Below are 20,125 nucleotides of genomic sequence, written 5' to 3' on the forward strand. Positions count from 1 at the left end.
TCGGATAACCATGGCCGCTGCCTCGATACGCTCACTGCTCAAGGAAACCGCAATCTACGGGATCAGCGGCGTTATCGGCCGCAGTATGGGCCTGCTCCTGCTGCCGGTGCTCAGCAACCTGCTCCCCCCCGAACAGTTCGGCCATTACAAGCTGACCTATGTCCTGATCGGCCTGCTCCAGTTGGTGCTGATGTTCGGGATGGGCAATTCGCTGGTGCGCTACCTGATTGACACCGATGACGAGCCGCGGATGTTCAGCTCCCATTTCTGGCCGCTGATCGTGGTCAGCACAGCCGGTTGCGCGGCATTGTCCGCATTCGCCCCGCAGGTCGCAGCGGCCTATTTCTCCGAACCGATTCCGGGCGATGCGCTGCTGATCCGGCTGGCCGCGGCGGTGGTGTGGCTGGAGACTGTCAATATCCTGCCCTACAGCCTGCTCAGAGCCAAACAGAGGCCGTTCGCTTATGCCGGTGCGCTGCTGCTGTCAGTGGTGGTCTACGGCGCCCTGGTGGTGTACTTTCTCGGTGTGCGGGATTCGGGCATGACCGGCGTACTGGCGGCCAACGCGATCGGCAGCGGCGTGGTAAGTTTACTGTTTATCCCCCTGCTCCTGCGCTACCTTCGTCCCGTATTCGACCGCAAGCTGTTCCGGCTCTATTTAGCTTTCGGTTTCCCGATTATTTTCAGCAGCCTGGGCAAGTCCCTGCTTGACCTGGCAGATCGCTGGATCCTGGACCGCCTGATGGGAGCTAAAACAGTCGCTTATTACAGCGTGGGCTACCAGATCGCCGCGGTGGCCAACCTGGCGGTGGCCTCGTTTACCCTGGCCTGGAAACCGTACCTGGTGCGCGCGGCCAAAGCGGACGATGCGCCGGTTACGTTCTCCCGGATCATGACCATGACTGTCGCGGTGCTGGCGGCCCTGTTCCTGGCTGTCAGCCTGCTGGCCGACAACCTGGTGGCGCTCGAATTCGGCGGCTACCATCTGATCGACCCCGGCTACTGGGCGGGGCTGGTGGTAATTCCCGTGGTGATGATCAGTTACGTGTTCTACGGGATCTATATCAACCTCACGGTCGGCTGTGACCTGACAGGACGCACGCGTTATTACGCCTGGACAACCGTTATCGCCGCCACGTTTAATGTGGCCGCCAATTTCATCCTGATCCCGCGCCTGGGCATGATGGGCGCGGCCTGGGCCACCCTGGCCGCCTATGTCATGCTGGCGGGCCTGCTGTTCCTGTTTACGCGTGGATTCTATCCGGTCCCCTACCGGTGGGGCAGGATGGCGCTGATCGTTTTGGCCGCGGCCCTGCTCTATGCTCTCTGCGGGCGGGTGGAGACACGGATTACCAACGAATGGCTGGAAATCGCATTGGAACTGTCGATTATCTGTGCTTTCTGCCTGGTTCTTGCTTCTCGCGGCCTGCTGGGTATGAGTTTAACGCGCAACCGGAAAGGATAAACCTGTTGCATCGCTGCGGCAAACAGCTATAATTCTGCATTCCCCTTGCGATACCCTTTACTGTCACCGGGAGACCAGATGCGCCTTGGCATTTCTCTTGCGATACTTTTCCTGGCTGCAACCGCGCACCTGTCCGCCGAGTTCCCTGCCGACCGCTGGCAGGAAAGCAATGACCGCGTGGAAGTGATCCAGCCGGTAGTTTACGGAACCGGAGGCGGACGTGAACTGCGGATGGCTCTCTATGTCCCGAAGCGTGGACGCGGCCCGTTTCCCGCAGTCGTTTTCGTCCACGGCGGCGGCTGGCAGGGCGGCAGCGCGATCCATTTCAGCCGCCAGTCGATGATTCTCGCCGAGGCCGGTTATACCTGCGCCTGTATCGAGTACCGCCTCAGCGGCGAAGCTCCTTTCCCGGCCCAGATCGAGGATGTCAAGTGCGCGGTCCGTTTCCTGCGGGCCAATGCCGCTCAATACTTGGTCGATAAGAAAAGGATCGCTGTCGCCGGCGGCTCGGCAGGCGGACACCTGGCCCTGCTGGCTGGATCAAGCGGAGGTGTGGCCGAACTCGAGGGCTCCGGCGGCTGGCAGGAACAGTCCAGCGCTGTCCAGGCTGCGGGTGGGTTCAATCCCGCAACCAAGATCGAGCACAAGGGCAAAGGCTCCGTGCGCAAATTGATCGGCGGCGAGTATCAGGAAAATCCCGCAGCCTACCGCGCGGCCGAGCCGGAAACTTATCTGGACCCCGACGATCCGCCGGTAATCGTGATGCACGGTACCGCCGACCGGATTGTGCCCTATGGCGAGGCTGCTTTCTATGTCAGCAAACTGCGCTCGCTGGGTATCACGGCGGAACTCTACACCGATTTCGACGTGGACCACGCCTGGTTTAACGAGCCGCCTTATATGGAACAGACAGTCAACGCATTGCGAATGTTTTTGGACAATCACTTAAAGTAATACTCAAAGGCAAATCATGGAGGAAATACAAATGAATCTTCCACTATCCGCTGTAATGATCGCAGCTCTCGCACTGCCGCTGGTGATGGCACTGGGGTGTTCATCCGGCTCCGTAGATGCCTCTTCACCCCGTACAATCACGGTTGCCCTCAGCGGCCCTGCCGAGGTGACCGGCAGCGACAACGTGGCGATCCAGCAGGCAGCCGATATGCTCAATCCCGGCGACACGCTCGTTATCGCCGCCGGCACGTATACTATCCACAACAGCGTTTTCATCCCTGTCGACAACGTGGTTGTCCGCGGCGAGCCGGGCAAAACTATTCTCAGGAAGGCCGCCGGAGTCGCCAGCCGCGTCGTTGACTGCGGAGATTTCGGCGAGGACGTCCTCGTCGTTGCCGAGCCGGAGAAATTCAAACCCGGCATGGGTATCTCCGTCACGGATGACCGCTACGACAGCGGCTGGGCGGTTTCAGTGACCTCGGTCAAAGCGATCAAGAGCGATACCCTGTTCCTCACCAGGCGAACTGTCCGCGACTACGACTATATCAACAGCAACGCGCGGGTCGAAAACAAGTTCCCCATCCTCTGCGGGATCGACCGTAAAGGCCTTATCTTCGAGGGTATCACAGTGGACGGCAACCGCGAGGAAAACCCCTACTTCCTCGACGGCTGCCGGGGCGGCGGGATCTACCTCTACCGCAGCACCGACTGCGTGATCCGCAACTGCACGGTGCGCGGCTACAACGGCGACGGGATCTCGTTCCAGATCACGGATAAGATCAGGGTCATCGACTGCGAATCCTATGAGAACACCAACTACGGCATCCATCCCGGTACAGGCAGCTCCAATGCGGAGATCACCGCCTGCCATTTCCACGACAACGACCGGATCGGCTTCTTCCTCTGCTGGCGGGTACGCTACGGCAACTTCAACGACAACCTGATCGAGAACAACGGCCTCTATGGGATCTCGATAGGCCACAAGGATACCGACAACTTGTTCACCGGCAATACAATCCGCGGCAACGGGTTCTGCGGCGTCTACTTCCGCCCCGAGCACGCACAGCTCAGCGGCCACCGTAATGTCCTGCGTAACAACGAGATTGTCGATAACGGCGACAGCAAACGCGGCTACGGGGTCTATGTCGATCCCCACGCCGGAGATATCACGATCGAGCACAACCGGATAGCCGATACAGGCGCCGGCACCCAGCAATACGGGGTCTACGTGGTCAAGGACGCCGGGAAGGTGCTCCTGACAGACAACGAGATGAGCGGCCACTCGAAAGCCGATTTTCACGACGAGAACGGCTGATAACGATCTGGGCGCGGGCCGGCACGGTCATTGCCCGGTCGCGCCGGGAGCGGGTTTGCTGAACGGGTGGGAAAAGCAATGACCGTGCCGGCCCGCGCCTCGCGAATGCTCAGGCAAGACTTGAAAGAACGCTGGATCTGGTAGCACTTAAACAAAAAGCCGCCCCCTCGATGGGGGCGGCTTTTTGTCTTTCCGGTTGATTATCTGAAATTTATTTGAATCCGAGTTCTCCCAGCTTTTCCCGCGCCACCTCTCGGTCATCGAAATGGATCGTGCCGGTCGGCAGGATCTGATAGTCCTCGTGACCCTTGCCCGCGATCAGCAGCGTGTCCCCGTCAGCCATCATTTCCAATGCGGCATGGATCGCTTTGCGACGGTCCGGTTCTACTATGTAATTCTCGCCCTCCCTGCCTCCTCCCTGACTGACTCCCTCCAGTATCTGTTCGATAATCACTTTCGGGTTCTCGCTGCGTGGGTTATCCGAAGTGACCACCGTAAAATCCGCCTTGCTCAGCGAGATTTTCCCCATCGGAGCTCGTTTCTCCTTCATCCTGTCCCCGCCGCAACCAACAATACTTACCAGTTTGCCGGTTGTATGCTCCCGCGCGGCATCCAGCGCCTTATCCAGCGCATCGGGAGTGTGGGCGTAGTCGACCAGCACGTTGAAATTCTGGCCCGCCAGCACCGGTTCCATGCGGCCGGGTACGGGTGTCAGCGCAGGGATATTCTCTTCCAGAAAATCAGCACTTATCCCCATCGCCACCGCCACCCCGCAGGCCGCGGCGATATTCTGCGCGTTGAATCCGCCCAGCAGGCCGACTTCGGCGGTCACTTTCCTGCCGAACACCTCCAACTCTATCTCCGAACTGTTTTCCAGCGGTTTCCACCCGGTAATTCTGATGTCACAGTCCTTGCGCCTGCCGAAACTGATCAGCGGACCATCGATCATACCCGCCAGTTTCTCTCCCCAGGGATCATCTAATCCAACCACCGAGCGGCCGGTTTTGCTCATTTCTTTGAACAAGATAGTTTTTGCATCAAAATAACTGTCCATGTCCGTATGATAGTCAAGATGGTCGGGAGTGAGGTTGGTGAACACGGCCACCTGGTAGCGGGTTCCCATCGTGCGTTTCTGATCGAGCGCGTGGGAACTGACCTCCATGACCGCCGCGCGGTTTCCCCTGTCCCTCATCTGGGCCAGCATCCGCTGGACCTGGTGCGGCATGGCGGTAGTCAGGCCGGCCTTCTGAGCGTCGTCGGGAGCGATAACATTGTATATCGTACCCAGCAGCCCGCAGCAGATTCCCCGCCGCTGCATAAGCTGGTGTACCAGCCAGGCTACTGTAGTCTTACCGTTGGTGCCCGTGATCCCGATCAGCGGAAATGATTCCGACGGGTGGTTGTAAAATTCGCAGGCAGCCAGCGCCAACGCCTCACGGGTATCCGGCACCAGAATCTGCGGCAGGCTGCAACCGTCCACATTGCGGGAAACCACTGCCGCCACGGCCCCTTTCTTCTGCGCCTGCTCCAGGTAGTCGTGCCCGTCGGCCGATGCTCCCTCGACTGCGAAGAACAAATCTCCCTGCCCGGCCTCGCGGCTGTCGGCAGTCAAGCCGGTCATTTCCGTCCGCCGTATGTCCGTCTCGGCGCAGGAGGCTCCGATCGCCCCCAGGATCGAGGTCAGTCTCATGCTTCCATGCTCCCCCGCTTGGCTGGCGGGAATTACAGAGTCATCAGGTCTTGAGTTCTTTCTTGCGCGCGGCGGGAAACAGCAGGTTATTTAAAATCAGCCTGTAGCCAGGCGAGTTTTTGTGCAGTTCCAGACGGGTCGGGATATCGCCGATCCGGTGCTCCGGGTCCTCCGGATCGTGTCCGCCCAGGAAGGTCCAGAACCCTTTGCCGGTATTGCCATGGATGTAATTGACCCTCGGCTTGCCCTCCTCGTACCCCAGCACCGTAACCGCCTCCTTGAGCACGGAGCGGTTAAAACTGGTGGACTGGCCGTAGAATCCCCGGATAAAATCGGTGTGGTTCTGGGTCAGCAGCGACGGTACCGGGTCATACTTCGCTGAGAACCTGAACAGCTTGAAATAGCCCAGCGGCTGTTTCAGGGGCGGGTTGTTCACCTGGTGCCCGTCGATATCGGAGAACGAATTGACTGTCGGATTCAACTGCACGGTAAAATCCTTGAAAGCGAGGCAGCGGCTGTAGTCCAGCTGCTGCTGTGCGGCGGGAACTATCCCGTCGCCGTCTACCTGCGGCGGCACGATATCCGTATCACCCAGCGCCAGGGCGATATCGAGTGTCTCGCTGGCCAGGCACATCCCGAACAGGAAGCCGCCTTTTTCCACGTACTCTCCGATTCTGCGGGCGACAGCGTGCTTGAGCTTCCAGACTTTATCGTAGTTGAACCGCGCGGCCATCTCGGTGCTCCGCGCCACCTCCTCCTGGTACCAGTCACGGCCGGCATAACCGATATAGAACTTGCTGTACTGGCCCGTGAAATCTTCGTGGTGAAGGTGGAGCCAGTCGAATTCCTCAAGTGCGCCGGTCATCACTTCCCCGTCCCAGACAGTCTCGTAATCCACCTCGGCATAGTTCAGCGCCAGGGTGACCGCATCGTCCCAGGGACTCATGTTCGGCGGAGTGTAGATCGCTACCCGCGGGGCTTTTTCCAGCAGCACGACCTCCATGTTTTCCTGCTCGATACGTCCATGGATCGCCGCCACCTCGCCCGGTCCGGCCAGTTCGTAGCTGACACCCATCAGGCGGGCCTGGCGAAGGAACTGCTCGTTTTCGGGGAACAGGAAACTGCCTCCCCGGTAGTTAAGCAGCCATTCGACATTGACCCCTGCTTTCAGTACCCGGTAGGCCAACCCGTAGGCTTTCAGGTGGTCCGCCTGGCTTAGATCCATCGGCACCAGCACCTCGGCGCGCGCCGGGCTGATCAGAACGGCGCTCAACAGGCAGAGCAGAGACAGTCTATGTCCGGACAGGCTCTTCAAAGCACCTCCAGTGCCAGTCTACAGTTTTTCATCATCCAGGGTGCGCAGCAGACGGCGTGCCTGCGGCGTGGCCACTCCAAGCGGATATTCGACCACAACCCGCTCCAGGTGGCCCCTCGCGCGGGTCGTGTCCGCCACCTCCTCGAGCAGGATAATCCCCATCCTGAGTTCCGCCAGCGGAGCCAGCTGGTGGCCGGGAAGCTCATCGATCAACTGGCCGTAAGTTCCCAGTGCCAGCGAAAATTCGGACTCGCGTTCGTACATCCGGCCCATCTGGTAGTACACCTGCGCCCTGTAGAGTGAGTCGGACTGCTCGCGAAGAAGCCCGGCGAACAGGTCGCGCGCCAACTGGACATTACCGTTACGGGCCGCGTAGAGCGCCTCGCCCACCTTTCTGCTCGGACCGCCTTCGGGACTGCGGTCGTGGCGAATCAGATAGATTTTACCCATCGCATCGTTGGCCAGCTGATCGCCAAGGTTCAGTTTCGCAAAAGTCAAATACGCTTCAGCCGCGCTGTCCGGTTGACCGCCGAAAAACAGCACATCGCCCAGCAGCAACATCGCACCGCTGGATTCCAGCGGGTCGTATTCGCTGCTGTCGAGCAGTTCACGACAAAGCGCGCCTGCATCGTCCAGACGCTCCAGCCGGATGAAGCTTTCCGCGATCCTCAACTTGGCGTCAAGAAGCTGTTCTTTCTCCAGTCCGCCCAGTTCTTCGAGCTTGCGGTAGCAGGCCAGCGCCTCGCCCGGGCGATCCATCCGGTTGAGATAAATATCGCCCAGCTTCCGCCATGCCATCGCCGCAATCGGGGTGCTTTCAAACCCGATCAGCTCGATAAAATGATGCTCCGCCTGCTGATAGCGCCCGAGTCTCAGCAATATCTCGGCCTGCCCCAGCAGGGCTGTCTGATGGTTCACCAGCTTCAGCGAATCCGCCAGCGCGTAGCCGGAAAGCGCGCTGTCGAACAGGGAAAGACGGGCCGCCCTGCCAATAAAGAGTTGTGCGATACGGCGCGCCGCCCTGTCATCGAGTTTCCGCAGCAGGCTGCTGAAATACCCGTAGGCCTCCTTTTCCAGTCCGGCGCTGAGGCAGAGCTCCATCAGCAGGGAGCGGAGGCTTTTTTCCACCTCTCCACCGGCGCTTTTCAGAGCATCGTCCAGCCGTTCGAGAAGCATATCTTCCGCCTGGCGTCCCCGTGAAGTTATCCGGTAAGCGACCTGTCTGGGATGAGTACTTTCGGCCGGATTGCCGCGCACCATCGCCAGCAACTCCTCGACCGCTTCATTCAGCAGTCCGAGATCCGCAAGCTCTAGCGCGATTTCACGGGCAAAAGCGCTGCCGCCCGCCGCTGCGGCTCGTCCGCGGTTAAACACTTCGAGCGCGGCGGCGTGCATGCCTAATTCCGCAAGCTGACTGCCAACCACCCGCCAGACCTCGGACAGAGTGTCGGGAGCGCTGCCGATGATCCGGCTGGCAACGGGCATGACACTGTCGGCCATCCCGGCCGCGTGCAGAGCTTTAAGGTACACGCCCTGGACGGCCAGATCGAGAGGCTGACGCGCTGCCTGCTCCGCGGCGATCTCGAGAAACTCCAGTTGACGCTCCGCCTTGCCGTAATATTCGAGCAGCAAGCCAAGCACGCGTGGATCGTCCTGATGCTGGAGCAGGATCGGGATGGGGCGTTCCGGACCGGCCTGGTCGGCAATGGTGCGGGAGAGCTGGCGCAGTTCGTTGAATCTGCGGTCATCGAGCCTGGCGGCACCGGCGGACATAACCGTCAGCGCCAGCAAGGCGGCAGCAGCCGAAAAGCTATATCCGGAAGAGATTGCCAATTTCAGTTATCCTTTTTCCCGCTTAATAATCAGTCCGTGCTTAAATACTTTATACAGTTCAGTCAGTGTTTTGTGCCCCGGCAGTTCCAAGGTTCCGCAGGCCCGGAAGACAGCAGAGCAGGAGTCCCGCATCACGGAGCAGAATCCGCCAGGGCGGAGTGTGCCCGCTGCCGAAACATCCGCAGTCGAACTCCACACCGCGGATCAGGTTGAAAGAGATCGCGGCAATAAATACAAGAGTCAATCCCGCCAGCACCAGCGATGCGCCGCCGCGCACAAGTCCGGCCAGCAGAAGCAAACCGCTGATCAGCTCCAGCCAGGGCAAAACTATCGCCGTGAAATTTACGGTCGCAGGCGGCAGAATCTGGTAATTGTCAACAATTCTGGCGAACTGCGCCGGTGAAACGATCTTGTAGAGCGAAGCAAGCACGAATACCAGTCCCACAACTCGGAGCGCAAGTCCCGGGGCGAACGAATCCGTATCTCCGCGTTTCAACAGGACAAGTATCCAGACCCCAAACGCCAGCAGGGCCAGTTCGCCCGCCAGCCACAACCATGCCGGTACATAGCGGCTGAAATCCGCCGCCTGTCTGACACCCGAACCCGTCGCGGCCGGCTGCGTTGAATCAGTTCCGGTGCCGATTGCCAGACCGGCCTGTTTCCAGTTCTCGAAGCCGCCCTCGTAGACGTAAAGCCGCTTGAAACCCAGTTCCTGCATGGTCTGTGCCAGGAACCGGCTGTCCTCGCAATCAGCCCCCGCGCAATAGATCATCATCGGGTCGTCCAACGCCACCCGTTCCAGCAGCGGGGGAAGGTATGTTTCCAGCTCGTAGACGTAGCAGTTGACCGCCCCGCTGATATGGCCTTCTCCGTACTGTTCCGGAGAGCGGGCATCTACAACCGGCCCCTGAGCCTGATCTATGAACTGTCTGGCCGCATCCAGACCGACCAGGTGGATTCCATCTTCCACGGGAAGACCGGTCCCGAGGGCGCGACGGGCTGTGTCCTGCGGGGCAACCAGCGCTATCCCGCCGAAACCGTTGTAAATCAGTCCGGTCACAATCGCCGCCAGCACCAGCAGCAGCGCGGACCGCCATCTCAATTGGAGCCTAAAGTCTGCCATCGATCCGTTCCAGCTTGCAGGCTGCCGCTTTTCCGGCAAATCCCGGTTCGCCGATTTATCGCGTTAAATTCAGCTACCGAGCGTTAAACTTAGCAGGCAGAACGCGGAGATTCAAGTAGGGGGAAACAGCAAGGCCCCCGCCGGTAATGTCCGGCGGGGGCCTTGAGCTTTCTTCTCCATCAGAAAAGCGTCGCGGCAAGCCTACATCAGCATGACCAGCTTGCGGCTCTGCCCGGTTTGCTCCCCGCTGAGGTCCAGCTAGTGATGGATACCGCGCAGCATGCCGCCCAGCGGCCCCGGACCCCTCCTGCCATGCCGCCCTTGACCCCGGCGGCCGGCCATCTTCTCGTGAATCCTGTCGAGCTGCTCAAGCTGCTCGGGACTCAGCACCCCGGACAGGCTACCGCGAAACCTGTCCTGCTCGGCTTTCAGCAGTTCACGAGCCTGCTCGCGCCCCAGGTCCTCATTCCTGATCCTGTCCCGGATAGAGCGGAGATTGTCGTGATGCTCCTTACGGAGTTCCTTCATCTGGTCCTGCTGGGAATCCGAGAGACCCAGTTGCTCCGTCGCTCTCACCCCCGGTCCAGCCGTCGAGCCGCGGCGCTCACCGCGCTGTTCTTCCCGGATCGCCAGCTTTTCGAGCTGTTGCGGATTCAGCAGCGCTTCGAACGCCTCCCGGTGCTGCTTGAAACTTTCCTGCATTTCCCGCCGGCGGGCCTCGAACAGGTCCGCGGCCCGGGATTGCTGGGATTCGTCCAGGTCCAGGAATTCGCACATCCGCTCGAAACGCCGCTTATCCTGCTGTTGACGGTCGCCCTGGCGCGCCCGTCCGCCCCGAGGCCCGTCCTGTGCCGCACCGATCCGGCTGCCGCCGCGCGGAGCCGCCGAGAGTGCGTCAATTCCGGTTGTCATGTTAACTGTCAGCAACAGAGCGACAGCGACAACAACGCTTCCGGTGATCCGTTTCATTGCTTCTCCCTTCTTCGTGTTTTACCGGTGTTATCGAGTAAAACGTCCCCACTTCAGCCTGTGATATCAAGATTCAGTTATCTTTTTCAGGCGGCTCAGCCTCGAGGTCTTCCAGCTCTATATCCAAGTCCAGGCCCGGCAGTCCCCTGGCTTTCAGCTCTTTGCTGATCCGCTGGAGATTCTGCTGGAGCTGTTGCATGTGTTTCTCGAGCTTCTGCTTGTCGAACGCCAGCGGCGGCCAGCCACCGCGTGGCTGGTAATGGACCCGGGCGATCGACTCCCAGATATCCCGTTCCACCTGGTTGAGGGTCAGCGCCAGACGGGCCCGCTGACGTGCATTAAGGATTTCGGCGGCATCGTCGATAGCTTTGTTCTTCGACTCGACAACCTTCAGGCCGTTTTGCTTTAGATCCGACAGCAGCTGGTTTAATTTACTGTCCGATGGATTTTCCCCGGCCAGTTCCTCCTTAAGCTGCCGGGTAATGTCGTTACGTTCTCTGGCCAGTTCGCGCTCGGTTTTACTGTGCTGACGCATCAGGGGGAAAAACCCGTCCACCTGCTCATCGGTCAGGTCGATATCCTCCATGATTTTCCACAGACGATAAAGCTGAATCCTTTCGGCGTGTCTGTGCCGCCGATCCTCGCGGTCTCGCCCCTCGGCAAAAGCCAGCATCCCGTATTCCTCAATCCCCGGCAGAGGCATGGCGGGCAACTCCAGTTCGGGAATTTCCATTTCGAAGAGCTGGAATACGTCCGCAACGTCCTCGTCCTGTTTCTCCTCCGCGGCCCATCCCCCGGTGGCGCAAAGCGCCAGACCGGCCACAGCGGCTGCCGCCAGAAAACCACTGAAACCTTTCATTTTCAACTCCTTGCAAAAATATTTGTCGTCTACTTGCCGTAAACGAGTACGGCACATTCAAGTGTTCTCAATTGCTCGCCAATAGATAGATTACCTGCTCCAGCTTATCCTCCTCCAGATCCAGCAGGGCATCGTAGAAATTGCCCGTAACCGGATAAGTTATCCCCACCTCGTCGTATGCGTCCCCCCCGCTATCCGAGCCGAGCTCCTCGATAGATTCCAGCGTCCGGTAGGTCATCTGGTACTGGTGCGCGATCTCGGCCAGCAGGTAGAGCGAGTCGACCAGGGCCTGGGTGCTGATAGTGTCGGCACTACGGACAGCCGCCATTTGCCGCGCTCCTGAGTTGTCGAACAGGCCGGTACGGAACGTGCCGACCAATGCCAGCAGAAGCACCGCGGCGGCGGCAACCAGCGGAAGGAGCTTCCTCAGCCTGCCGCCGGATTTCCCGCTGCCGGGTTCTCTGCTTTGCCAGGTTGCCAGACCGACCGCCTCGAGGTTCCGCCGCCAGAACTGCTCGTCGGGAGGGCCGAAACCAGCCACTTTGTCCCGGATGGCTGTCCGTACTGCCCGCAGACGCTCCAGACGGCGGCCGCACTCTATGCACGAGCCTGTGTGCTGTTCCACTTCCCGTCCGGCAGCGCCCTCGAGTTCCCCTTCGAGGAAATCGATCAGGATTCCGTCATCGATCGGACACTGCATCTCGCTCACCTTTCCAGGTCCAGGTTCATTCTTTCGGCAGCGGGAGCGAGCCATCTTCCCAGGGTTTTCATCGCCCTGTGGAACGTAACCTTGGCGTTACTGAGACTGATCCCGCACGATTGAGCTACATCACGAAACGGCATTTCCTCATAGATCCGGAGCAACACCACTCTGCGCTGCTCCGCACTCAAGCTTTCCAGCGCGCCCGCCACCAGTTCTTTCACCCTGCCGCGGTCCAGTTCCCCGTCCAGATCGGCCTCTTCCGCACTCAGGACCACCGCTTCCAGCGACAGGCTGCGCCTTTCCCTCCTCAGATAGTTCCGCGCCTGATTGGCGGCAATCGAGTAGAGCCAGATCCGGAACCGCTCGCCGCCGCGCAGCGTATCAAGTTTTTCGTAGGCCCGGATCAGGGCCGACTGCAGGACATCGGCGGCCTCGTCATGATCGAGACTCATCCCGCGCAGGAACCGGTAGATCTGCTGCTGGTATCGCTCGGCCAGCACGCCGAATTTTTCTGTCCGCCCTGCCAGTATTTCATCTACAAGCTGCTTGTCAGTCTGCATCTGGCCCCAACGTATCTGGCGTTGCCTTCATCCCGACTTCATAGCTGTGACAATCCGCGCCGGGAATTGGTTACAGATTTCCATCCGCATCCGAACCGGCCGGCCCGCGATACGGCGTGGCCGGTGTGATCGATTCCGCCTGCCGGCGCTCGCGGAACTGCATCTGTTCCAACTTGCGACGGAATCGTCTGCGGAGGGTGAAAAAAATAGCGATAAACAGCAGCGAGATGGCGATCCAGACCAAGGTGGCGCTGGTCAGCAGCTTCAGCCAGCCGTAGCGCACCCCGGCCCATTCGCGCCACTGGCCCTCCATCTGGCCCAGGGTCAGGCCAAGGCTGGAGCGCAGAGCCGTGTCCAGGTCGCCGGTATTGCGCCAGCGCTCCATCAGTAATTGCATCTGCAGCTCGTTCCAGCGGGTAAACATGAACTCGATAACCGTGTAACTCTGAAGGTAGGCCCGCTGGGCCTGGTTCTCGTCATCCGGGAAACTCCGCTCGAGGTTGTCGAGTGAGAACACGCGGCCCATCAGCATCGCCACAGAAAATTCCAGGAAGCTGTCCACGCCCCACATCCGGCTTACATACTGGGCGTAGCCCTCGTGGAACCAGCGGGGGACCTCGGCCCCGGCCATCAGCTGGTCCAGGAAGACATGTGTTATCTCGTGGTAGAGAATCTCGCGGGGGTCCTCGCGCCACAACTCGACAATCCGCGGTGAGCGCACGATCACCACGTCGGTGCCGGGGATGGCGCAGGCAACGCCCCATTCGGGCAGCCTGCCGCCGCTGAGACGGTAGAACTCCTGCAGCGAGGGAGCGATATAGACCGAGAGGCTTTGCAGGCGGCTTGATGCAAGCCAGGCGGGGCGTGGCCGGTAGGCGGCCGCCCAGTCGAGGTAGCGGCGGGCCACACGGGAGTCCGGCGGTTGGTAATAGACCGTTGCCGGGCCAATGCTCATCGCCTGGTAATCATCGGCGATTGCCAGCGGCCCGGCCGTGCAATGCTGTGCGGCAGAGAATATCAGCACTGCGAGGACAAATGTCAGACCAAAGGATTTCCCGGTGAAAAACATTGACAAACCGCCAGAAAACATTATCTTAGCACAATTCGAGCCTGAAAATATTATGGCATAATACGGGTAAACAGTAAAGCGAGTTAACGGAGGACGGACGTGCCGAACGTAAAAAGCGCGATCAAACGCCACAAAACGAGTTTGATCCGCAGGGAGCGCAACCGCAAACGTCGCGCCACCATGCGTACTTTCATCAAGAAACTGAGAGCCGCCGAAAGCCCCGAGGAAGCGACCAAGCTGTTGCCCCAGGTGTTCTCCAGCGTGGACAAGGCTGTCAAAAACAAAGTGATCCACCCCAGCACCGGCAGCCGTTATAAAAGCAGACTCAGTAAGTTTGTCGATAGCCTGGGCAAATAGCAATCCAGAACAGCAGGATTTCGATCAGGAATAGTCAAAAAGGGCAGGTCCCGAAAGGACCTGCCCTTTTTCGTCCGGGTCTTTCGGCCGCGGTAAAGCGCGCCTCAGGCGATCGATTCCAGAATCTGCGTCGCCAGGCGGGCGTCCTTCAGGTCCACCATCACCATCAGGCCCGTAAGCATCCGCTGCCCCTTCCCGTCCGGCGATGATCCCGGCGGTAAGGCACCCATCAGGTTGACAGCGGCCCTGTAATAGTTGCGGTTCATGTCGAGTTCAAACGGGAACTCCCCGGCCTCGGTCTGGAACACCGCGAGGAAATCTTCGATTTCGCTCTTCAGCCCCGCCAGCTCGTCCTTATCCGCATGGATTACCGCGTTACGGTCGATCCAGCGATTGATCGGCAGCATGCGGCGGATCTCCAGCCAGCGCGCCACCTGCTGGTCGTCGATAGCACGGCCGCTGCAGGCCCTGCGCAACTCGTCCTCGTATACCATTCTTATCCCGGACCCCTGCCGCTTGACATGCCCTGCCCGCGCAACCGGAGGCGTCCCGTTACCTTTTTTCCGGGTTAAATCATGGTCGTGCAGCGGCGAATTCATTTTTTTTCGCTCCTTCTGTTTCTCCTGCCACGTCTATTCTGGCTTGCTTTCGGCCGCGCCCCGTTCTCCAGCAGTACGGCGGGCAGAAAATCTATCCGCCGTCGTTCCGGATCGGACTCCACGAGCACGACTTCAAGTGTCTGGCCGAGGCGGAAAATCCTGCCTGATTTTTTCCCGACAAGCGCGGCTTCCTCGCTAGAGAGTTCGTAGAAATCGTCCTCCATCCGGCCGGCGTAAACGTAGCCCTCAACGTAGACATTCTTCAGCCGGACCCTGAACCCGTTCGACTTGACCGCGGTGATCAGGGCGTCGAATTTCTCACCCTCGTGGCGCTGCATAAACCGCGCCTCCACCCGGTCGTCGCTCTCCCGCTCCGCCGACTCGATCATCTGCTCGCGGCTGCTGCAGTGGACCGCGATCTCGGCCAGCGAGCTGACGCTCAGCAGGTCTTCCGGATGCTGGGTGCCCTCGCGCTCCTCGGCGATCAGGTACTTGAGCAGCCGGTGGATCACCAGGTCCGGATAGCGGCGTATCGGCGAGGTAAAATGTGTGTAGCTCTCGCTGGCCAGGCCGAAATGCCCCCGGTTCTCGACACTGTACAACGCGCGCTTCATCGACTGGACCACGATCAGCGAGGCCAGCTCCCCCAGCCCCAGTTCCTCCGCCCTCTCGATCACGGCCGAATACGCCGCCGGCGACAGCTTGTCGGCGTCGGCGGGAATCTCCAGCGACCTGTCGATAGTCCGCAGTTTGAAATTCACGTTATCCACGCCTTCAGGGTCGGGCGGCTCGTGGATTCTATAAAGCGTCGGCAGCTTGCGCTCGGTCAGCCTTCCAGCCACAAGCTCGTTGGCCGTGATCATGAACTCTTCCACCAGACGGTGGCTGTCCAGGCGCGGCTTGCGGATTATTTCCACGGGTTTGCCCGCGGCTGAGCGCAGAACCAGCGGCTCCGGCAGATCGAAATCCATCCGTCCGCTGTCGGCGCGCAGTTCTATCCGCTTCTTGCTCAGATCGGCCAGCGATTTAACCGCCCTCACGGTGGTCTCGCTGAAATTTCCCGCCCCGGCTTCCATTTCGATTATCTGCTGGGCCTGTTCGTAATCGAGACGTTTATCGCTGCGGATTACCGACGGCGTCAGCCGGTGGCCCACGATCCGTCCCCGTGAGTCCAGACGGATCATCACGGACATCACGAACCGGTCCTTACCCTCCACCAGCGAACAGACTCCCGAGCTGAGGTCCTCCGGCAGCATCGGCACGTAGGCCTCGTGGAGGTAGATACTGGTGGCCCGCTCGCGGGCTTCCTCGTCGAGCGAGCTGCCGGGCAGCACGTAGTGGCTGACATCGGCGATATGCACGCCCACTTCCGCGCCGCCCTCAGGCAGCGGACGCCAGCTCAGCGCATCGTCGAAATCCGCGGCGTCGACCGGATCGATTGTAAATGTGTCGAGGTGACGGTAATCGCTGCGGCCCTCGAACAACTGCTCCGACGGCTCGACAGCCAGCCTTGCGGCCTCCCTGAGCAATACGGCGGGGAACTTTTCGGGGAATTCGTACTTGAGGATTATCTCTTCGTCCGGCGGACTGTCCGGCCGGTCGAGAACCCTGAGGACTTTGCCCAGCGGCTTACAGCTGCCGTCGCCCCAGTCGAAAATCTCGACCATGACCTTCTGGCCGTTTTTCAGCCGGCTGGTTTCCTCAGCCGGGATCAGGATTTCGGTGGTTATACTCTCTTCATTGGGCAGCAGCCGCGAAAACTTTGAACGTTTCTGCAACTCGCCCACGAACCTTCGCCTGGCGCGGCCGGTTATCCGCCGCACCTCGCCCTCGGGCTTGTCCCCCCGCGAGCGGCCGGTGACCTCCACCTCCACCTTGTCCCCATCGAACGCGCCGCCGAGACTGTGTCCCGGCACAAATACGTCATCGCCGCCGGAATCGGGGATTAAAAAGCCGAACCCGCGCCTGACGATCTGCATTCTGCCCGATACGGTTTCTCCGCCTCCGGGCAGCGCGAACGCGTTCTTTTTCACCCTGTTCAGCAGGCCCTCATCGGCAAGCTCCTGAAGGACCTGCTTGAGCACAGGATAATCTTTATGCTTGACGCCCAGGTCACTGGCGATCTGTTTTGCCTTTACCGGCGAACCGTGTTCCGCTTGCTCAAAATACTTCCGCAGAGCTTTCTTACTGATACCCATTTAACTTCTTTACTCCCCCGGCCGCACCCATCATCAACACCGGACCGGCCGTTTCAAAATCTCGCTTCCGTACAAGGCCCGGTGGCTGTAATCAGGCTGCGGAGCGTAACAATACTTCCGTCCGGCGCTCCCGCGCCCGCCCGGCCCACTTGCCGGGATCCGAAAGTGCCACTTATAATTCGGCCCCCGAAACTTGCGTAACGGAGGCCCCCATATATTTTAATCAATTGGGACCGAAATGTCCAATCCGAATTTTAAAAACCTGAAATCCGCTGAGGGCGCCACTGTGCCCTCCGCTGCACCGGGAACGATGAGGAGAGGAGAGTACGATGCTGGCACAGATAAGCATGTTTCCGCTGGGAAAAGCGAGCGGTTTGAGCGAGGACGTGGCCGGAGTGATCGAAATGATCGAGCAGAGCGGCCTGCCCTACCAGTTGACCAGCATGGGTACGCTGATCGAGGGCGAATGGGACGAGGTTATCGAACTGATCGGGCGCTGCCGCAAACGCCTGCTGGAAAAACACGAGCGGATTTACCTGGTGATGAAAGTGGATGACCAGAAAGGGGTAACCGGCAAGCTGCGCGGCAAGATCAGCTCGGTGGAAAAACGACTGGGACACGAGGTCAGCAAGTAGGATTGAGCGCTTATCTCAGCTTGTAGCCTGTCCGCTCGATCAGCCGCATGAAATTACCACCCAGCACAGCTTCGCGCTCGATGTCGTCCAGGTGGTCGTAGAGCACCCAGCCCAGGATCGGCGCTGGATCGCGCATGGGCGTATCGGTGCCGAACAGGATCTTCTCCACGCCGGCGTTACGGATCAGGTGGGAGATCATCCCGAAGGGTACCGAGGTGTAGTTGATCTCCAGCCAGACGTTATCGAATTCGACAGCCAGATCGGTCACCGAGTCGGCCAGACGGTGGGAGGCCCCCGCATGGGCGATCAGGAACTGCGCGCCGGGGTAGAGCGGAGCGAGCAGCCGCAGTTCTCCGGGACTTACCCCCGCCAGCGGCTCGAACCCGAAATGGCAGAGGATCGGCAGGCGGCGCCGGTCGGCCATTTTGAGCATCTCGCGGAAAGCGGGATCGGAAATCGCCCGGCGCTGGCTGGTGGGATACGGTTTGAATCCGAAAAAATCCCTGCTGACGAAACATTCCTCCACCAGCCGGTCCCAGTCCTCGGGGTAATTGGAATTGACCACCGCATAGGGCAGAATCCGTCCCGGATGGCTCTCCGCTCCATCGGCGGCCAGGAGATTGCCCTTCAGCGCATCGCCACCCTGGATTTCCCAACTGCTTACACAGAGTGATTTTATGCCGATCCGGTCCAGGCGTCTCACGATTGAATCCGCGTCCTGGGGTCCCAGGCTCAGCCCCAGGATCCCATCGACCCCAACCGGCGCAATATGGCCGTGGCAGTCGAAAATTTCGATCCTCTCAAGCAACGGTTCGCCTCGGTCGGCGGCGGCCAGCAGAGGGGAGCGGCCGGCCTGCTCCGGCAGCGAGTGTGTCTCCGGCTGGCCCAGCAGCCCGGCCAGGTTGCCCGCTGCCACCTGCGCCCGCTCCTGCCCGGAAATATCGGCATAGGCCAGTGCGGCGCGGGCGGCTCCCGGCGCGGACACGGGCATCCCGGTGCCGAACAGCAAACGCTCCGCACCCCAGTTACGGCATATGTAAGAGATAGCCTCGAACCCCTGCATCAGCGAGGTCTCGACCAGCACGTTTTCTACCTCGTCCAGCAGGCGGAACAGACGGGTATGGTGGGTCCAGTTTGCGCCGACAGGTACGAGCGGCAGGTCGGGATAATCGCTTGCCAGGCTGTGGATTTCAGCCAGATTCAGCGAGCGCTGCTCGTGCTGGCCCAGTTGACGGAAATTGTACCAGAACTGGTCGTAGTCCACCCACAGGGGAAGCTTCTTTTCGGCCAGAGCAGAAAGCACCCGGCTCATCCGCGGGCCGGCAAGGTCCGCTCCATGCCAGAGCGGGAACACCCGGAAGGCGCGGAAACCCAGCTCAAGCCATTCGTCCAGCTCGTCGGCCAGGTCCCGGTCCCGGCCGTAGGGCGCGGGACTGATCACGGCCTGCCCCAGCAGACGGTTCTCACCGGCAAGCTGCTCCGCCAGCTCGCGGTTGGCCCTCCTGCTGTCCAGTTCGCGGGCCGCGGCGTTGAACACCAGCGCCCGGCTGATCCGGCAGTGGTCCAACTCATCGATCAGGCCCGGCATGTCGTACGGGGCGCCGGGCAACCGGGCGCAGGCCCTGCCGAAAGTAGCGTTGGCGTCGAAATACGCCGTTTCACTCATCGGTTGATTCCTCTAGATTCGCAGTTCTGAGCAGGCTGCGCATCAGGGCGAAAAACCCGGCGGCGATCCCGACGATCAGGAATTCCCAGCGGTAGGGCTCGGGCATCGCGCGGCCGAAACCGGCGTCAAGGTCAACCGTGTACGACAGCAGAATCAGCCAGACTCCGCCGCAGGCAATAATCCATTCCCGCCAGTTGGGACGGAACACTCCGCCCATGTTCAGCCGCTTGAAAATAATCAGCGAGCCGGTAAGCAGTGACAGGGAAACCAGCAGCGGCGACAGCACCGGCCCGATCCACGGCAGCGGAATCAGGAACAGGACGTCCCAGGTGAGCAGGCTGGACGGCCAGCCCAAAATCACCTTGAGCCAGACGTAATAGAAAATATCCCAGAGAGCGAACGCGAAACAGAACAGGGCGAACCGCTCGGCCAGCCTCCGCCCGGCGAACCAGCTCGCCGCACTCAGCAGCACGATTGTGCTTAACTCCCGGCCGATTTCGACAACCAGGATCTGCCCGTCGATAGGAACCAGCGGGAAGGCGAAACCTCCGGGGTAGTAAATTTTCCTCAGGTAGACCACGATCGCCGCTTCCATGTAGGCCATCGCCACGGCGAACACGGCCATCGCCGCCAGGGCCAGCGGGCGGCCTCCGGGGGGAGTTCCACTCAGGTCTGGCAGGTGATGCTTCACGCTCGACGCTCCCGTGGATTCACTAGAGGTTATTTCAAAACCCTAATTCAGTACTGTCCGGTTAAAATTTGAGGGACAGAGCTAATTGAGGTTGATTGGGTTTCAGTAATTTAAGTTTTTCGAA

General features: G+C 60.1%; 18 protein-coding genes. 5 read left to right on the forward strand and 13 right to left on the reverse strand.

All coding sequences use genetic code 11. The features are described from left to right. Positions 1 to 10 precede the first annotated feature (10 nt). From FVQ81_07640 to FVQ81_07650, 3 genes are all read left to right on the forward strand, one after another. Positions 11 to 1,465 carry an oligosaccharide flippase family protein gene (locus tag FVQ81_07640; GenBank protein MBW7996422.1) on the forward strand — a complete coding sequence of 485 codons (1,455 nt, stop codon included), beginning with the start codon at positions 11 to 13 and terminating at the stop codon, positions 1,463 to 1,465. 78 nt (positions 1,466 to 1,543) lie between these two features. Then, entirely contained in the window at positions 1,544 to 2,419 is an 876-nt protein-coding gene (locus tag FVQ81_07645) for an alpha/beta hydrolase (protein MBW7996423.1), read from the forward strand. Between the two features lie 16 nt (positions 2,420 to 2,435). After that, positions 2,436 to 3,734 (forward strand): hypothetical protein, encoded by a 1,299-nt coding sequence (locus FVQ81_07650; GenBank protein ID MBW7996424.1) that lies wholly within the window; start codon positions 2,436 to 2,438, stop codon positions 3,732 to 3,734. 211 nt (positions 3,735 to 3,945) lie between these two features. Here the strand turns inward: FVQ81_07650 and FVQ81_07655 are convergent, their stop codons facing one another. The 9 genes from FVQ81_07655 to FVQ81_07695 all read right to left on the reverse strand — a co-directional run bounded on the left by FVQ81_07655 (position 3,946) and on the right by FVQ81_07695 (position 13,876). Then, a complete protein-coding gene (locus FVQ81_07655) occupies positions 3,946 to 5,424 on the reverse strand; it encodes a UDP-N-acetylmuramoyl-L-alanyl-D-glutamate--2,6-diaminopimelate ligase (protein ID MBW7996425.1) in 1,479 nt (492 codons plus the stop codon). Positions 5,425 to 5,467: 43 nt separating this feature from the next. Beyond that, positions 5,468 to 6,715, reverse strand: coding sequence for an asparagine synthetase B (locus tag FVQ81_07660; GenBank protein MBW7996426.1), 1,248 nt, complete (start codon positions 6,713 to 6,715; stop codon positions 5,468 to 5,470). Between the two features lie 42 nt (positions 6,716 to 6,757). Next, positions 6,758 to 8,512 carry a tetratricopeptide repeat protein gene (locus tag FVQ81_07665; protein ID MBW7996427.1) on the reverse strand — a complete coding sequence of 585 codons (1,755 nt, stop codon included), beginning with the start codon at positions 8,510 to 8,512 and terminating at the stop codon, positions 6,758 to 6,760. A 118-nt stretch (positions 8,513 to 8,630) separates the two neighbouring features. Next, the gene (locus tag FVQ81_07670; protein MBW7996428.1) at positions 8,631 to 9,695 is read right to left on the reverse strand and encodes a hypothetical protein; all 1,065 of its coding nucleotides are present in this window, start codon (positions 9,693 to 9,695) and stop codon (positions 8,631 to 8,633) included. A 258-nt stretch (positions 9,696 to 9,953) separates the two neighbouring features. Then, entirely contained in the window at positions 9,954 to 10,664 is a 711-nt protein-coding gene (locus tag FVQ81_07675) for a hypothetical protein (protein ID MBW7996429.1), read from the reverse strand. A gap of 73 nt (positions 10,665 to 10,737) precedes the next feature. Further along, on the reverse strand, positions 10,738 to 11,523 hold the full coding sequence (locus FVQ81_07680; GenBank protein MBW7996430.1) for a periplasmic heavy metal sensor: 786 nt from the start codon (positions 11,521 to 11,523) through the stop codon (positions 10,738 to 10,740). A gap of 67 nt (positions 11,524 to 11,590) precedes the next feature. Next, on the reverse strand, positions 11,591 to 12,223 hold the full coding sequence (locus FVQ81_07685; GenBank protein MBW7996431.1) for a hypothetical protein: 633 nt from the start codon (positions 12,221 to 12,223) through the stop codon (positions 11,591 to 11,593). A 5-nt stretch (positions 12,224 to 12,228) separates the two neighbouring features. After that, positions 12,229 to 12,786: an RNA polymerase sigma factor gene (locus FVQ81_07690; GenBank protein ID MBW7996432.1), complete on the reverse strand. Its 558-nt coding sequence runs from the start codon at positions 12,784 to 12,786 to the stop codon at positions 12,229 to 12,231. Positions 12,787 to 12,856: 70 nt separating this feature from the next. Continuing rightward, on the reverse strand, positions 12,857 to 13,876 hold the full coding sequence (locus FVQ81_07695; protein MBW7996433.1) for a hypothetical protein: 1,020 nt from the start codon (positions 13,874 to 13,876) through the stop codon (positions 12,857 to 12,859). A 78-nt stretch (positions 13,877 to 13,954) separates the two neighbouring features. Here FVQ81_07695 and rpsT point away from each other — a divergent pair, with 78 nt between their 5' ends. Then, positions 13,955 to 14,212: a 30S ribosomal protein S20 gene (gene rpsT, locus FVQ81_07700; GenBank protein MBW7996434.1), complete on the forward strand. Its 258-nt coding sequence runs from the start codon at positions 13,955 to 13,957 to the stop codon at positions 14,210 to 14,212. Positions 14,213 to 14,316: 104 nt separating this feature from the next. Here rpsT and FVQ81_07705 read toward each other — a convergent pair whose 3' ends face one another. Both FVQ81_07705 and rnr read right to left on the reverse strand, forming a co-directional pair. Beyond that, the gene (locus FVQ81_07705; protein MBW7996435.1) at positions 14,317 to 14,811 is read right to left on the reverse strand and encodes a hypothetical protein; all 495 of its coding nucleotides are present in this window, start codon (positions 14,809 to 14,811) and stop codon (positions 14,317 to 14,319) included. Continuing rightward, positions 14,808 to 17,009, reverse strand: coding sequence for a ribonuclease R (gene rnr, locus FVQ81_07710; protein ID MBW7996436.1), 2,202 nt, complete (start codon positions 17,007 to 17,009; stop codon positions 14,808 to 14,810). Before rnr ends, FVQ81_07705 begins: the two co-directional genes overlap by 4 nt. 329 nt (positions 17,010 to 17,338) lie before the next feature. Between rnr and FVQ81_07715 the strand changes: the two genes are divergently transcribed. Then, the gene (locus tag FVQ81_07715; protein MBW7996437.1) at positions 17,339 to 17,644 is read left to right on the forward strand and encodes an MTH1187 family thiamine-binding protein; all 306 of its coding nucleotides are present in this window, start codon (positions 17,339 to 17,341) and stop codon (positions 17,642 to 17,644) included. Positions 17,645 to 17,654: 10 nt separating this feature from the next. On the opposite strand, the gene FVQ81_07720 is transcribed toward FVQ81_07715, so the two are convergent. Continuing rightward, positions 17,655 to 19,310: an amidohydrolase family protein gene (locus FVQ81_07720; protein ID MBW7996438.1), complete on the reverse strand. Its 1,656-nt coding sequence runs from the start codon at positions 19,308 to 19,310 to the stop codon at positions 17,655 to 17,657. Beyond that, positions 19,303 to 20,001 (reverse strand): hypothetical protein, encoded by a 699-nt coding sequence (locus tag FVQ81_07725; GenBank protein ID MBW7996439.1) that lies wholly within the window; start codon positions 19,999 to 20,001, stop codon positions 19,303 to 19,305. Before FVQ81_07725 ends, FVQ81_07720 begins: the two co-directional genes overlap by 8 nt. Between the last annotated feature and the right edge of the window lie 124 nt (positions 20,002 to 20,125).

This window comes from Candidatus Glassbacteria bacterium (assembly GCA_019456185.1).
Taxonomy (GTDB): Bacteria; Gemmatimonadota; Glassbacteria; order GWA2-58-10; family GWA2-58-10; genus JAJRTS01.

Excerpts from the sequence above, each read along its gene's own strand:
- FVQ81_07640 (MBW7996422.1), top strand. The coding sequence starts at position 11 with ATGGCCGCTGCCTCGATACGCTCACTGCTCAAGGAAACCGCAATCTAC.
- FVQ81_07705 (MBW7996435.1), bottom strand. The coding sequence starts at position 14,811 with ATGAATTCGCCGCTGCACGACCATGATTTAACCCGGAAAAAAGGTAAC.
- FVQ81_07720 (MBW7996438.1), bottom strand. The coding sequence starts at position 19,310 with ATGAGTGAAACGGCGTATTTCGACGCCAACGCTACTTTCGGCAGGGCC.
- FVQ81_07650 (MBW7996424.1), top strand. The coding sequence starts at position 2,436 with ATGGAGGAAATACAAATGAATCTTCCACTATCCGCTGTAATGATCGCA.
- FVQ81_07645 (MBW7996423.1), top strand. The coding sequence starts at position 1,544 with ATGCGCCTTGGCATTTCTCTTGCGATACTTTTCCTGGCTGCAACCGCG.
- FVQ81_07715 (MBW7996437.1), top strand. The coding sequence starts at position 17,339 with ATGCTGGCACAGATAAGCATGTTTCCGCTGGGAAAAGCGAGCGGTTTG.
- FVQ81_07675 (MBW7996429.1), bottom strand. The coding sequence starts at position 10,664 with ATGAAACGGATCACCGGAAGCGTTGTTGTCGCTGTCGCTCTGTTGCTG.
- FVQ81_07690 (MBW7996432.1), bottom strand. The coding sequence starts at position 12,786 with ATGCAGACTGACAAGCAGCTTGTAGATGAAATACTGGCAGGGCGGACA.
- FVQ81_07680 (MBW7996430.1), bottom strand. The coding sequence starts at position 11,523 with ATGAAAGGTTTCAGTGGTTTTCTGGCGGCAGCCGCTGTGGCCGGTCTG.
- FVQ81_07670 (MBW7996428.1), bottom strand. The coding sequence starts at position 9,695 with ATGGCAGACTTTAGGCTCCAATTGAGATGGCGGTCCGCGCTGCTGCTG.
- FVQ81_07665 (MBW7996427.1), bottom strand. The coding sequence starts at position 8,512 with ATGTCCGCCGGTGCCGCCAGGCTCGATGACCGCAGATTCAACGAACTG.
- FVQ81_07695 (MBW7996433.1), bottom strand. The coding sequence starts at position 13,876 with ATGTTTTCTGGCGGTTTGTCAATGTTTTTCACCGGGAAATCCTTTGGT.
- FVQ81_07655 (MBW7996425.1), bottom strand. The coding sequence starts at position 5,424 with ATGAGACTGACCTCGATCCTGGGGGCGATCGGAGCCTCCTGCGCCGAG.
- FVQ81_07685 (MBW7996431.1), bottom strand. The coding sequence starts at position 12,223 with ATGCAGTGTCCGATCGATGACGGAATCCTGATCGATTTCCTCGAAGGG.
- rnr (MBW7996436.1), bottom strand. The coding sequence starts at position 17,009 with ATGGGTATCAGTAAGAAAGCTCTGCGGAAGTATTTTGAGCAAGCGGAA.